The organism is Kitasatospora sp. NPDC001225, assembly GCF_053597855.1.
Genome location: NZ_JBSFJC010000033.1, coordinates 20,510 through 34,125 on the forward strand (window position 1 = coordinate 20,510; position 13,616 = coordinate 34,125).

General features: G+C 76.3%; 12 protein-coding genes. 5 read left to right on the forward strand and 7 right to left on the reverse strand.

Translation table 11 applies throughout. From position 1 onward, the window contains the following. Nucleotides 1-144 precede the first annotated feature (144 nt). On the reverse strand, nt 145-1,317 hold the full coding sequence (locus tag ACWDCZ_RS14200; protein WP_049659916.1) for a zinc-dependent metalloprotease: 1,173 nt from the start codon (nt 1,315-1,317) through the stop codon (nt 145-147). A gap of 204 nt (nt 1,318-1,521) precedes the next feature. Continuing rightward, entirely contained in the window at nt 1,522-3,177 is a 1,656-nt protein-coding gene (dacB, locus tag ACWDCZ_RS14205; protein ID WP_449816046.1) for a D-alanyl-D-alanine carboxypeptidase/D-alanyl-D-alanine endopeptidase, read from the reverse strand. A gap of 76 nt (nt 3,178-3,253) precedes the next feature. Here dacB and ACWDCZ_RS14210 point away from each other — a divergent pair, with 76 nt between their 5' ends. Together ACWDCZ_RS14210 and ACWDCZ_RS14215 are read left to right on the forward strand one after the other, a co-directional pair. After that, entirely contained in the window at nt 3,254-3,745 is a 492-nt protein-coding gene (locus tag ACWDCZ_RS14210; protein ID WP_030244505.1) for an inorganic diphosphatase, read from the forward strand. Nucleotides 3,746-3,959: 214 nt separating this feature from the next. Next, nucleotides 3,960-4,628 (forward strand): biliverdin-producing heme oxygenase, encoded by a 669-nt coding sequence (locus tag ACWDCZ_RS14215; protein ID WP_049660339.1) that lies wholly within the window; start codon nt 3,960-3,962, stop codon nt 4,626-4,628. A gap of 82 nt (nt 4,629-4,710) precedes the next feature. On the opposite strand, the gene ACWDCZ_RS14220 is transcribed toward ACWDCZ_RS14215, so the two are convergent. Together ACWDCZ_RS14220 and ACWDCZ_RS14225 are read right to left on the reverse strand one after the other, a co-directional pair. Then, on the reverse strand, nt 4,711-6,357 hold the full coding sequence (locus ACWDCZ_RS14220) for an HtaA domain-containing protein (protein ID WP_449816047.1): 1,647 nt from the start codon (nt 6,355-6,357) through the stop codon (nt 4,711-4,713). 54 nt (nt 6,358-6,411) lie between these two features. Then, complete coding sequence (locus tag ACWDCZ_RS14225) at nt 6,412-7,965, reverse strand: HtaA domain-containing protein (protein WP_449816048.1); 1,554 nt, start codon at nt 7,963-7,965, stop codon at nt 6,412-6,414. Nucleotides 7,966-8,137: 172 nt separating this feature from the next. Between ACWDCZ_RS14225 and ACWDCZ_RS14230 the strand changes: the two genes are divergently transcribed. From ACWDCZ_RS14230 to ACWDCZ_RS14240, 3 genes are all read left to right on the forward strand, one after another. Then, nucleotides 8,138-9,163, forward strand: a complete 1,026-nt coding sequence (locus ACWDCZ_RS14230; protein ID WP_234348688.1) for a heme/hemin ABC transporter substrate-binding protein — start codon at nt 8,138-8,140, stop codon at nt 9,161-9,163. A 74-nt stretch (nt 9,164-9,237) separates the two neighbouring features. After that, nucleotides 9,238-10,248 (forward strand): FecCD family ABC transporter permease, encoded by a 1,011-nt coding sequence (locus tag ACWDCZ_RS14235; protein WP_380778621.1) that lies wholly within the window; start codon nt 9,238-9,240, stop codon nt 10,246-10,248. 2 nt (nt 10,249-10,250) lie between these two features. Then, entirely contained in the window at nt 10,251-11,060 is an 810-nt protein-coding gene (locus ACWDCZ_RS14240; protein WP_259316906.1) for a heme ABC transporter ATP-binding protein, read from the forward strand. A gap of 15 nt (nt 11,061-11,075) precedes the next feature. On the opposite strand, the gene ACWDCZ_RS14245 is transcribed toward ACWDCZ_RS14240, so the two are convergent. From ACWDCZ_RS14245 to ACWDCZ_RS14255, 3 genes are all read right to left on the reverse strand, one after another. Next, nucleotides 11,076-11,285 carry a dodecin gene (locus ACWDCZ_RS14245; RefSeq protein WP_049661518.1) on the reverse strand — a complete coding sequence of 70 codons (210 nt, stop codon included), beginning with the start codon at nt 11,283-11,285 and terminating at the stop codon, nt 11,076-11,078. Between the two features lie 100 nt (nt 11,286-11,385). Beyond that, nucleotides 11,386-12,345 carry an asparaginase gene (locus ACWDCZ_RS14250; RefSeq protein ID WP_387830966.1) on the reverse strand — a complete coding sequence of 320 codons (960 nt, stop codon included), beginning with the start codon at nt 12,343-12,345 and terminating at the stop codon, nt 11,386-11,388. A gap of 75 nt (nt 12,346-12,420) precedes the next feature. After that, the gene (locus ACWDCZ_RS14255) at nt 12,421-13,041 is read right to left on the reverse strand and encodes an RsiG family protein (RefSeq protein ID WP_449816049.1); all 621 of its coding nucleotides are present in this window, start codon (nt 13,039-13,041) and stop codon (nt 12,421-12,423) included. Nucleotides 13,042-13,616: the final 575 nt, after the last annotated feature.

The window sequence follows — 13,616 nt, forward strand, 5'->3', positions numbered from 1 at the left end:
GCAGGTCGACCGTCCCACGTTCGGGTGAATGAAGAAACGCTTCTTCACTCGTCGTCGGCCTGATTGGACCACTCGTACGAGCGGGTTTGACCGGCGCGCGCCGCTTGCCGTCCGGCGTACGGCGCGCCCGCGTCACGACCGCGCTCAGCGGGCCACCCGGGCCACCCAGGCGGCCGGGTCGTGGATCTCGTCCTTGGTCGGCAGGGTGTTCGGGGAGGTCCACACCCGGTTGAACCCCTCCATGCCGACCTGCTCCACCACCCCGCGCACGAACACCGCGCCGTCCTGGTACTGGCGCAGCTTCGCGTCCATGCCGAGCAGCCGGCGCAGCAGCAGGTCGAGCCGGTTGGCGCCGCGGTCCCGGCGCTGCTGGAACTTCTCCCGGATCTCGGCGACCGTCGGCACCACGGCCGGCCCGACGCCGTCCATCACCACGTCCGCGTGGCCCTCCAGCAGCGACATCACGGCCGTCAGCCGGCCGAGGATCTCGCGCTGCGCGGGCGACTGGACGATCTCCAGCAGGTTCCCGGAGGAGGCGCCCTCCCGGCTGCCGCCACCCGGCAGGCCGCCGAGCGAACCCGCCGCGTCCCGCAGCCGCTCCAGCAGGGCGCCCGGGTCGACGTCCGTCTCGGCGAGGAAGGACTGCACCTCGGACTGGATGTGGTCGCGCAGCCACGGCACCGCGGTGAACTGCGTCCGGTGCGTCTCCTCGTGCAGGCAGACCCAGAGCCGGAAGTCGGACGGGTCGACGTCCAGCTCCCGCTCGACGTGCACGATGTTCGGCGCCACCAGCAGCAGCCGGCCCGGCCCGGGGCCCTCCGGCCCCAGCCGCGGCTTGTCGAACAGCGCCGCCGGGCTGTCCGGCGCCTCCAGCGGGGGCTCGGCCGGGGCGAAGGTCTCGTACTGGCCCAGCACCTTGGTGGACAGGAACGCCAGCAGCGCCCCGACCTCGATGCCGGTCGCCTTCTCGCCCACCGCGCCGAACACCCCGGCCGCCGTGCTGTTCGCCCGACGCGCCTGGAGCTTCTCCACCAGCGGCTGGACGACCGTGCGGAAGCCCGCCACGTTGGCCCGGATCCACCCCGGACGGTCCACCACCAGCACCGGCGTCGCCGCGGCCTGGGACAGGCTGGACGAACGCATGCCGGTGAACGCCCGCACGTGCTCCTCCGCCTCCAGGGCGTGCCGGCGCAGCTCGGCGACCACCGCCGCCGCTTCCTCCCGGCTCACTTCCGGACCCGGCCGAACCAACCTGGTCGCGGTTGCGACCGCGAGGTTCCAGTCGACCATGTCAGCACCGCCACTCGCGCTCGTCATGCCCTCACCGTACGTGCTCCCCACCACCAACGGCAGCCACCCGCCGCGAACACCTCTCCCCAACGGGCCCCGGCCCCACCGGTCTCCGGCCGCGACCGGGAGCCGACGGGGTCCCGGGGCGTGCCCGGCGGTGGGCGGCGGACCGGTGCGCGGCGGCGGGGCGCGCGCCTCGCGGCGGCGGGGTTGTTGAAGGGCGGCGGCGGGTCAGTGGCAGCCGCAGGTGGTGAGGCGGGCGGCGACGCGGTCCATCGCGGCGCGGGCGGTGTCGGCGGGGGCGGCGGTACGGGTCATGACGGCGAAGGCGAGCAGGCGGCCGTCGGCGTCGACGACGGTGCCCGCGAGGGTGTTGACGCCGCTGAGGGTGCCGGTCTTGGCGCGGATCAGGCCGGCCGCGTCGGCGGCGCCGGACCCGGAGCCGTAGCGCTTGTTGAGGGTGCCGGTGAAGCCGGCGACCGGGAGGCCGGTGAGCACCGGGCGCAGGGCGGGGTGCTGCTCGGAGGCGGCCAGCGCGAGGAGTCGGACCAGGACGGCGGGCGGGATCGCGTTGCCCGGGTGCAGGCCGCTGCCGTCGTTGAGGACCACGGTGCCCATCGGCACGCCGAGCCGGGTGAGCTCCTGGGTGACGGCGGCCGCGGCGCCCTCGAAGCTCGCGGGCTGGTGGGCGGCGATGGCGACCTGACGGGCGATCGCCTCGGCGAGCTGGTTGTCGGAGGTGGTCAGCAGGCGTTCGACCAGCCGGGCGACGGTCGGCGAGAAGACGTCGCCGAGGGGCGCCGTGCCGGTGGCGGTCGGGGCGGGCGCGGGCGCGGCGGCGGGGCCGGCCTTTCCCGTCACGGTGATGCCGCGAGCCCGGAGCAGCGCGGCGAAGGCCTCGGCGGCCGCGGCCGCCGGGTCGGCGACCCGGTCCGGCGCGTCCTCCCGGCTCTTCGGGTCCGCCTTGGCCTCGTCCACCATCAGCGGGACCACCAGGGCGATGTTCTGGGCGTCGTGGTTCCTGTGCTGCGGGCCGCCCGCGTACATCGACAGGTCGTAGTCCAGCTGGACCGTCGTGGTGCCGAGGCGATTGAGGCTGTCGGCGGTCTGCTGGGCGAGGGAGTCCAGTGAGGCGGGGGCGGTGTCGGCGTCGGCCGGCTGCCCGCCGATCTGCACCTGGTCGGCGGGCAGCGCGGTGAGCGTCGGGTCGCCGCCGCCGACCAGGGTGATGGTGCCCGGGGCCGCGCCCTGGACCACCCGGGTGTGCAGCCGGGTGTCGCCCGGGATGAGGGACAGGGCCGCGACCGCGGTGGCCAGCTTGGTGGTGGAGGCGGGGGTGGCCGGGGTGTTCTCCCCGGAGCCGTACAGGAGTTGGCCGGTGCCGGCGTCCGCGACGGCGAAGGTGACCTCGCCGAGGCTCTTGTCGGCGAGCACGGCGGCGAGCGCCTGCCGGAGGCCCTGCGCGGTGGGGACGGCGGCGCCCGGGCCGCCCTCGACGGCGGCCAGGACGGCGCCCGGCGCGGGGGCCGGGCGCGCAGCGGACGCGTCGCCACCCCCGGTGGCGGGCACGGAGGCGGCGGGCACGGAGGCCGCGGGCGTGGGCGCGGCGGGCGGCGCGGCCCGACGGGCGGGCGCGGCGCCCGGGTCGTCGTTCGACCGGGGACCGGCGCCGCCCTTCCCGTGGTCGCCCTTCCTCCCGCCGTGGCCGTTCGGTCCGTCGTGGTCCTCACCCTCGCCCGGCCCGGCGCTGTGCCCGCCCGGCGGCGGGGCCGGCTGCGCGACCGCACCACCCGAGGTCAGGACCGTACCGACGACCAGGAGCGCCGCTCCGAACAGCCCCGCGGCCGTCCCCCCGCGGCGGCCCGCCGCCCCTCCCCCTGTGCCCACCGACCGGCCCCTTTCCCGAGCACCCGCTCCCGTAGGAGACACTTGGATTCTGTCAGTCCCTACCTTGGAGGAACCGTTGGAGTTCGACGTCCTTATCGAAATCCCGAAGGGCTCTCGTAACAAGTACGAGGTCGACCACGAGACCGGCCGTCTGCGGCTCGACCGGATGCTCTTCACCTCGACCCGCTACCCGGCCGACTACGGCTACGTCGAGGGCACGCTCGGCGAGGACGGCGACCCGCTGGACGCCCTGGTCATCCTGGACGAGCCGACCTTCCCGGGCTGCCTCATCAAGTGCCGCGCCATCGGCATGTTCCAGATGACCGACGAGGCCGGCGGCGACGACAAGCTGCTCTGCGTCCCGGCGACGGACCCGCGCTGGGAGCACCTGCGCGACATCCACCACGTGTCGGAGTTCGACCGCCTGGAGATCCAGCACTTCTTCGAGGTCTACAAGGACCTGGAGCCGGGCAAGTCCGTCGAGGGCGCCAACTGGGTCGGCCGCGCCGAGGCCGAGGCCGAGGTCACCGCTTCGATCAAGCGTCTGGCGGAGCAGGGCGGCCACTGAGCCGTCGTTCCGATCCCACTCGGCCGGGGACGGTCGGAGGCAGGTCGGGACAGCCCGGGGCCGGGGTTCGCGGATTCGTCCGCGGACCCCGGCCTCTGTCGTGTCCGGGGACGGGACGTCTTGCCGACAGCCTGTCGGCAAGACGTGAAGTTAGGTTAGGCTAACCACACATTCAGCCGATTCCCACCGGCCGATCCCGGACCCTGGAGGCCGCATGCCCACGCCCGCGCCCGCCCCGTTCTCCACCGTGCTCCGCACCGCCAGCAGCGAGGAGCACGAGGCCGCCGAACAGTCCTCGTTCATGAGCCGGCTGCTGGGCGGCGGTCTCGGGATCGAGGCGTACGCCGACCTCACCGGCCAGCTCTGGTACGTCTACCGGGCCCTGGAGGACCGGGCCGAGCAGCTCGCGGAGCACCCGCTGGCGGGCCCCTTCATCGACCGGTCGCTGCTGCGCACCGCCGCCATCGAGCGCGACCTGGCGCACCTGCGCGGGCCCGACTGGCGGGACGGCCTGGCCCCGCTGCCGGCCACCGCCGCGTACGTCGCCCGGCTGGAGGAGCTGGCCGCCGAGTGGCCGGCCGGGTACCTCGCGCACCACTACACCCGCTACCTGGGCGACCTGTCGGGCGGTCAGATCATCCGGGGCATAGCGGAGAAGACCTGGGGCTTCGAGCGCAAGGGCGACGGCGTGCGGTTCTACGTCTTCGAGGAGGTCGACAACCCGGCCGCCTTCAAGCGCGAGTACCGGGCGAAGCTGGACGCGGCCGGGGAGGCGATGGACGAGGTCGAGCGGCGCCGGGTGGTCGAGGAGTGCAAGCGGGCCTTCGTGCTCAACGGGGCGGTCTTCCGCGACCTGGACACGCGCTACCCGCTGAGTGCGTAAACGTTCCTCCTTACCCCGGTCACGGGAAACGGCCCCGGCGAGCGCTTGCTCGCCGGGGCCGTTCGGCACTCCCGCACAGGTGTCAGGCCCGGGCAACGCCAAGGCGGTTGCGCACCAGGACGGTGGCGCTGCCGCCGACCAGCAGCAGACCGGCCGCGGTGGCCAGCAGCGGGACCACCGGGGTGTCCGCGCCGGTGGCGGCCAGCGAGCCGCCGCCCGTACCGCTCAGGCCGCCGGTGGTCAGCGAGGCCCCGCCGGAGGTACCGCTGCCGGCGCCCTGGCCGCCGCCGGCCGCGGAACCGCCGCCGGCACTGCCGTTGCCGTTGCCGGAGGAGCCGGCCGGCGGCAGCTTGGCGTCCTTGTCGAAGGCGAGGGTGGCGCTGACCGGGTCCAGAGCCGTACCGGCCGGGTAGTTGGAGAAGGCCGGCACCCCCTCGGCGGTGAGCGTGGCCGGCACGCCGGAGAGCGTCACCACACCGCCGACCGGCTTCAGGGCGGAGGCCGGGACGTCCAGCCGGGCGATCCTGACACCGCTCAGCGAGGTCGAACCGCCGTCCTGGGACTTGCCGTTGACGTCGGCGGTCAGGAAGGCGCCGTCCCGGTCGATGGTCAGGCCCAGCTTGGAGAGCGTGGTGTCCAGCGCCCAGCCGTCCTTGCCGGGGTGACCGAGGAAGCGGACCGAGCCGTTGAAGGCGGCGCTCAGGGAGTGGTCGGTGGTGTTGTAGGCACCGGTGGCACCGCCGAAGCGGTAGTCGGCCGCGCCGCCGCCGAACTCGACCTTCCCGGCGGCCATCGGGGACTCCAGGTACGTGCGGAAGCTCTCCTTGACCTTCCAGTCCAGCGTCCCGTTCACCACCGGCAGGGTGGCCGGGGCCGTGCCGGGGCCCCCGCTCGCGGACGGGGAGGCGGTGGCGCCGGGCGCCTGGGTGGCCGACGGCGAGGAGCCGGCCGAGGGGGTGCCGGACGACGGGGCCGCGGTCGGCGTGCCGGTGGCCGTGGCGGTGGGGCTCGCGCTCGGGCTGCCGGTGGGGCCGCCGGTCGGGCCCGTGCTCGGCGAGGAGGTGGCGGACGGCGTGGCGGTGGCCGTCGCGGTCGGCGGCACGGTCGGCGGGGTCGTGGCCGGGCTCTGCTTCAGCAGCAGCGACAGCGGGTCCATGTCCGCCCCCGCCGGGTAGAAGCCGGCGAAGGCCCGGGCGCCCTGCTCGGTCAGCTTGGCCGCGGCGGGCGTCCCGTTGGTGGTGTCCCGCGCGACGGTGAACGTCACCAGCGGCACGTCGTCCCGGCGGGTGACGTCGGCGGCGCCCACCGACTCCTTGGAGGCGGTGTCGGCGGTCAGCGTGCCGGTGGTGCCGGAGGTGGTGATCCGCAGGTCGCTGAGCGCGACGTCCAGCGCGCCGTGGTGGGCGGTGAAGTGCACGCCGCCGGTGAAGGAGGAGCTGAGCGCGTGCGTGGTGAGGTCGTACGCCGCGTTCGCCAGGCCGAAGTGGAAGGTGCCGTCGGCGTTGCGGGTCGCGCCGCCGGTCAGCTCGATCGCGCCGCCCTGGGAGGCCGGGCCCTCGATGTAGCTGCGGAAGCCGGCCTTCACACCCCAGTCCAGCGCTCCGGTGTCGTACGTGACGCTGCTCGGGCCGCCCGCGCCGAAGGCCAGTGCGGGGGCGCCGAGGGCGGTCAGGCCGAGGCCGGCGGTGGCGGCCGCGAGGGCGGCCAGCCGGGTGCGGTTGCGGGACATGCTGGGTACTCCGTTCGGATGGGGGGAGGGAGCGGGGGGACGCTCCCGGAGGGGTCAGGCCGCGTCGTCGGCGTCGGGCCCGGTGGCGGGGGCCCCGGCCGCGGCGGCCGCCCGGCGGCGGCGGACGAGCAGGCCGCCGGTGGTGGCGAGGGCCGCCACCAGCACCGCGCCGCCGACCACGGCCGGCACCGGGACGCCGTCCGGGGAGGACGCGGCGACGGGCGCGGCGGCCGGGGAGGCGGGCGGGCTCGCGACGGCGCCCGGCGGGGTGGCCGGGGCGCTGCCGAGGTCGGGCAGCGGGGGCAGCGCGGCGGCCGGGTCGAGGGCGACGGCGAAGCTCAGCGGGTCCATCGCGGTGCCCGCCGGGTACAGGCCGCCGAAGGCCTCGGCGCCGCCCTCGGCGAGCGTGAGCGGCAGTTCGACGGCCGTCAGCAGGCCGCCCTCGGCCTTGAGGCCGGCCGGGTCGAAGGTCGCCAGCTCGACGCCGGGGAGCTGCCGGGTGCCGCCGTCCGGGGTCCGGCCGGCGACGTCGGCGAGCAGTCGGCCCTGGCCGCCGGAGACGCTGACGCCCGGGTTGGCGAGGGTGAGGTCCAGGCCGTAGCCGTCGCCGGCGCGCATGCCGGTGAAGCGGACGGTGCCGGTGAAGGCGGCGGTCAGCTCTCCGGTCGCCGGGTCGTACGTGCCCTTGGCCGGGGTCCAGCGGAAGAACGCGCCGCCGTCGGCCGCGCCGCCGCCGAGCTCCCAACGGCCTTGGGCGATCGTGCCGGTGACGTAGTCGCGGAAGGTGCGGCGCACGCCCCAGTCGAGGGCGCCGTTGGCGAACCCGGTACGGGCCGGGGCCTGGGCGGCCGGCTCGGTGGCCGGCGGGGCGGCCGGCTCGGCCGGCGACGGGGCGGTCGCCGGCGGCGTGGTCGCGGGCATGGCCGTGGCGGCCGCGCCGGACGTCGGGGCGGGGGCCGCCGGCGTCGGCTGCGCGGCGGGCAGGTTGACCGAGAGGCTGAGCGGGTCGAGGGCCGTGCCGGCCTGGTAGAAGCCGCCGAAGGCCTTCGCCCCGGCGTCGGTGAGGGTCGCCGGGACACCGCTCAGCGTCAGGGTGCCGGCCGCGCCGCGCAGGTCGACGCCGGCCAGCGAGAGGTCGGCCAGCTTGGCCTGGCTCGCGCTGCTGACCTGCCCGGTCTCCTTGGACTTGCTGCTGACGTCGGCGTACAGCCCGGCCGCGCCGCCCTGGACGGCCTTGAAGGTGAGCCGGCCGATGCTCAGGTCGAGCGCGTTGGAGCCGCCCTCCTGGTGCCCGGTGAACCGCACGCCACCGGAGAAGGCGGCGGTCAGCGCGCCGGCCGCCGGATCGTACGTGCCGTTCGCCGAGTGGAACCGGAAGGTGCTGCCGCCGACCGTGGCCGCGCCGCCGGTCAGCCCCCAACTCCCCTTGGCGATGGGCCCGGTGACGTAGGTCAGGAAGGACTGCTTGATGCCCCAGTCCAGCCGTCCGCCGGAGACCCTGCCTTCGGCGGCGGCCGCCGGCCCCGGCGACAGGCCCACGGCCAGCAGGGCGGCGAGGGAGGCCACCAGGGCGGCGGCCAGACGGCGGAGCCGGCTGGACAGGGGCACGGCGAATCACTCCTCAGGGGGCATGGGGGGATGCCGCAAAGGGGGCCCGGTGGGCACCACCCCCTTGCGGAACTCAGGTAAGGCTAACCTAATATATGAGTCAAGAGCCCCGCCGCCCCCTCCCCCGGCGGCGGGGCGCCACAGGCGTCAAGTCCCGGTGAAGGGAACCAGGTTGAGCAGCGTTACGATCCGATCCGGGGCGGCCCGCGGGCCCGTCCTCCTGCTGCTCGCCCTCGGCCTGCTGCTCGCCCTCACCGCCTGCGGCGCCGCGAGCGGGACGGCCGGGGCAGCGGGGGCGGCCGTCTCCCGCACCCCCGACGCCGTCGAACCGCTGCCCGGCGAGCCCGTCCCCCGGCTCCCGGCCACCACCGCCTCCGCCGACGGCCGCCAGGTCACCGTCACCAGCGCCGAACGGGTCATCCCGCTCAACGGCAGCCTCGCCGAGCTGGTGTTCAGCCTCGGCCTCGGCCCCAAGGTGGTCGCCCGGGACGTCTCCACCACCTTCGAACAGGCCGCCGCCCTGCCGGTGATCACCCAGGCCCACGACGTCTCCGCCGAGGGCGTGCTCTCACTGCACCCCACCGTCGTCCTCGCCGACCGCTCCACCGGCCCGGCCGAGGCGATCGCGCAGATCCGGGCGGCCGGCGTCCCGCTGATCGTCCTGGACGACGCCAAGCGGCTGGCCGACGTCGGACCGCGCATCGACACCGTCGCCGCCGCACTCGGCGTCCCGGACGCCGGACGGCAGCTCAAGGAGCGCACCGAGCAGCGGATCGACCAGGCCATGGCCGCCGTCCCGGCCGACGGCCGGCACCCCCGGGTCGCCTTCCTCTACCTGCGCGGCAGCGCCTCCGTCTACCTGCTCGGCGGCCCCGGCTCCGGCGCCGGCTCGCTGATCGAGGCGGTCGGCGGCGAGGACGCCGGCACCGCCGCCGGCCTCACCAACGACTTCGTCCCGCTCACCAGCGAGGCCCTGGTCAAGGCCGCGCCCGACGCGATCCTGGTGATGAGCAAGGGGCTCGACTCGGTCGGCGGAACGGACGGCCTGCTCAAGCTGCCCGGCGTCGCCCAGACCCCGGCCGGGCTCGACCGCCGGATCGTCTCGATCGAGGACGGCCAGCTGCTCAGCTACGGCCCGCGCACCCCGCAGGTCCTGCGCGGGATCACCGCCCAGCTCTACCCGGCGGACGCCAAGTGACCACCGCCGTACGGGAGGAGACCTCCCGCGAGGCGCCCGGGGAGAGCGCCGCACCGACCGCCGGCCGGACCGCCCTGCTCACCGCCGGACTCGCCGCCGCCCTGCTCCTCTGCGCCCTCCTCGCGGCCGGCGTCGGCGCCTACCGCATCCCGCTCGGCGACATCCTCGCCTCCACCGCCCACCGCCTCGGCCTCGGCGGCCACGCCCTGGACCGGGTGCCCGAGTCCGTGCTGTGGAACGTCCGGCTGCCCCGGGTGGTGCTCGCCCTGCTGGTCGGCGGCTCGCTCGGCTGCGCCGGGGCACTGATGCAGGGCGTGTTCGGCAACCCGCTCGCCGAGCCCGCCGTGATCGGGGTCTCCTCCGGCAGCGCGGTCGGCACGGTGGCCTGCATCGTGCTCGGCCTGAACACCCTGGGCGGTTGGACGGCCCCCGTCTTCGCCTTCGCCGGCGGCCTGCTGACGGTCGTCGCGGTGTACGCGATGTCCCGCTCCGGCGGGCGCACCGAGGTGGTCACGCTGATCCTCACCGGCGTCGCCGTGAACGCCTTCTGCGGCGCGCTGATCGGCATCCTGCTGTTCATCGCCGACCCCGCCGCGATCAGCCAGGTCACCTTCTGGCAGCTCGGCTCGCTCTCCCAGGCCACCTGGGGCAAGGTGCTCGCCGTCCTGCCGTTCGCGCTGGCCGGCCTGGCCGTCGCCCCGCTGTACGCCCGCAGGCTGGACCTGCTGGCGCTCGGCGAGCGCCCGGCCCGCCACCTCGGGGTGGACGTCGAGCGGATGCGGCTGGCGCTGATCACCGTCGTCGCCCTGCTCACCGCGGCGGCCGTGGCGGTCAGCGGCATCGTCGGCTTCGTCGGCCTGGTCGTCCCGCACCTGCTGCGGATGCTCGCCGGGCCCGGCCACCGCTTCCTGCTGCCCGCCTCGGCACTCGGCGGCGCGCTGGTGCTGGTGGCCGCCGACCTCGCCTCCCGCACCGTCGCCGAGCCCGCCGAGATCCCGCTCGGGGTGGTCACCGCACTGATCGGCAGCCCGTTCTTCTTCTGGCTGCTGCGCCGGACCAGGACCAGGCAGGGAGGCTGGGCGTGAGACTGCGACGCCACCGGGAGATCCCCGAACGACCGGAGCCCGGAAGCGAGTTGCTCGCCGCCGAGGGCGTCCGGCTGAGTCTCGGCGGGCGCCCGCTGCTGGACGGCGCCGCCGTCCGGGTCGCGGCCGGCGAACTGGTCGCGCTGCTCGGGCCGAACGGCGCCGGCAAGTCCACCCTGCTGTCCGTACTGGCCGGCGACGTCCGGCCGGACGGCGGGTCGGTCACCCTGCGCGGCCGCCCGCCGGCCGACTACGGCGCCGCCGAACTCGCCCTGCACCGCGCCCTGTTGCCGCAGTCCGCCGCACTGTCCTTCCCGTTCCCGGCCGACGAGGTGGTCCGGATGGGCCGCGCGCCGTGGGCGGGCACGGCGGCGGCCGCCGAGGACGCGGCGGCCGTGGCCGAGGCGATGGCGGCCACCGAGTCCACCGCCTTCGCCGGGCGCCCGTTCACCGCCCTGTCCGGCGGCGAGCGGGCCCGGGTGGCGCTGGCCCGGGTGCTGGCCCAGCGCACCCCGCTGCTCCTGCTGGACGAGCCGACCGCCGCCCTCGACCTGCGCCACCAGGAGCTGGTGCTGCGGGTCGCCCGGGCCCGGGCCGCGGCCGGGGACGGGGTGGTCGTGGTGCTGCACGACCTGTCCCTGGCGGCGGCCTACGCGGACCGGGTGGTCCTGCTGACGGGCGGGGCGACGGTCGCGGACGGGCCGGTCGCCGAGGTGCTGCGGGCGCCGCTGCTCAGCGAGGTGTACGGGCACCCCGTCGAGGTGCTGGCGCACCCGCGCACCGGGGTGCCGCTGGTGCTGCCGGAGCGCTGAGCGCTTCGCCGGCGCTCAGTCCTCCAGCCGGAAGCCGACCTTGATGCACACCTGGTAGTGCTTGATCCGGCCGTCCTCCAGGTGGCCCCGGACCTGCGAGACCTCGAACCAGTCGAGGTTGCGCAGCGTCCGGGAGGCCCGCTCCACCCCGTTGCGGATCGCGGCGTCGACGCTCTCGGCCGAGGACCCGACGATCTCGGTCACCCGGTACACATGGTCGGTCATGGCGGACTCCCTCAGCTGTACGGACGCCCCCCGGTCCACCGTGCACCGACCCGGGTCCGCCCGCACCCCGACGGGCGGCCTCCGACGCCGTGGGCTGGTCCTAGAACGCCGCCCGCACCTCGCCGACCGGCACGCCGCCGCCGAGCAGCGGGGCCGCGCCGATCCGCTCGACGGTCCCGTCCGCCCCGGCCACCCCGAGCCGGCGCAGCGCGGCCGCCAGCACCGGGCCGCGGGCCCGCTCGGCGCCGTCCTCGATCTTGAAGGCCAGCGCCCGGCCGTCCGGCAGCGCGACCACCTGGACGGCCTCGGCGCCCATCTTGGACAGCGCGCCCGGCACCGCCCGCATCAGCCAGGTGTCGGCCCGGCGGGTGCCGGCCACGTACTCGGGGTGGGCGCGCATCGCGTCGGCGACGCGGCGCGGCCCGCTGCCCTCGGCGGCCAGCAGCAGGCCGCGGTAGCCGCGGGCCAGGCCGGTCAGCGACACGGCCAGCAGCGGCGCGCCGCAGCCGTCCACCCCGGCGTGGGCGGCGGTCTCGCCGGTGGCCTCCTCCAGGGCCTCGCGGGCCAGCCGCTGGATCGGGTGGGCCGGGTCGAGGTAGCTCTCGGTGTCCCAGCCGTTGGCCGTGCAGGCGGCCAGCCAGCCGGCGTGCTTGCCGGAGCAGTCCATCAGGATCGGGGCGCGCCCGCCGCCGGCGGCGAGCAGCAGCTCCGCCTCGGTCTCGTCCAGCGGCAGGTCGGCCGGGGTGCGCAGGGCCGACTCGTCGAGCCCGGCGGAGCCGAGGATGCTCCGCACGCCATCGAGGTGAAACGATTCCGCGGAGTGGCTGGAGGCCGCCAGCGCCAGCAGCTCGCCCTCGATCGCCAGCCCGGCCCGCAGCGTGGCCACCGCCTGGAACGGCTTGGCGGTCGACCGCGGGAAGACCGGGGCGTCCGGGTCGCCGAGCGCGAACTCGACCGAGCCGTCGGCCGCGAGCAGCACCAGGGAGCCGCGGTGGCGGCCCTCGACGAAGCCGGAGCGTATGACCTCGGCGAGAACGGGCGCGGGGGCGGGCAGGGACATGGCGGTGTGAGCCTTCCGGGGCGAGGGTGGGCCGGGAGCGAGCCGGGCCTCACCCGCCCGCGGTGACCCACCCGGTCAGAGCGGCCCCCGTGCGAGCAGGTCGTCGACCCGTGCTTCCCCATCACGGTACCTGCGGGTGATCTCGGCGTTGCAACCGTCGGCCGTGCGCAGCAGCCGCTGGCGCCGTCCGGACACCTCCCGCTCGTACGCCCGCAGCCGCTCCAGGGCGGCCAGCAGCTCCTCGGCCGGGTGCGCCGCCAGGTCGGCGAGCTGGACGTCGCCCATCAGCGCGTCCGCCTCCAGCCGGGACTCCCGGGTGCGCGGCGGCCCGAGGGTGACGTGCCGGGCCGAGCGCCGCACGGTGGAGGGCGCGTCGGTCAGGATGGCCGGCAGCCGGTCCAGCAGGTCGCCGGGGGCCGGGTTGGGGCCGGACGGGTCGGCCGTACGGACCGGGCCCGTGCCGGGCCGCCGGTCGAGTTCGGCGCGCAGGATGTCCATCCGCCCGTGCAGCAGCCGCCGCAGGTAGGACAGGTCGGCCTCCTGCTCCAGGGTCTCCCGGCGCAGCACCCGCAGCTGCTCCAGGCCCAGCCCCTCCAGGTCGGGCTCGTCCTCCGCGCCCGCCGCCGGACCGTCCGGGCCCCCGGGGGCCCGCACCACCGACCCGGACCGGTCCCGCGCCACGCTGCTCGCGTCCATCACCCAACCACCTGACGTCGTCCGATCCCGCCCGCTCGCGGCACCCCGTCGCTGCCGCCGGTCCGACCCGTCCCCCGACGGGCCGCGCGTCCCGTCCACCGGCCCGCCGGGAACCCCCGGAGGCTCCGGTCCCCGGCCGTGACGCCCACCGGGGCGGCACCGCCAGACGCCTGACCTACCGGCTCGACCGCCCGGCCGAACCCGGGTCCGGCGCGGCGGACCTCCTGGCGCCCCGGACCCCTCGTACGGTCCACCAGCGTGCCACCCCACCCGGCGCACGCGCACCGCCCGTGCACCCGAACGGCCCCCTGGCGAACGGGGGTGGCTGATATGACCAGCCCTTTCCCCAGGAAGAGTGGCGCCCGATTCCGCGCAGGCGCGCACCCCAGGGCGTGCACGGCCTCCATGCGCGCCCCTGGTGTGCGCCCTGGGGAGGCCGCCGGGGCGGAGGGACGGGGCCGACCGGAGGGGCGGCCGGGCGGAACGGCCGGGAAGGGTGCGGCGCTGAGCCGGGGGCACGGCGGATGCGCGGGCGCGGAGGGGAGGCGGACGCGCCGGGCGCGGGCCGCGCGGAA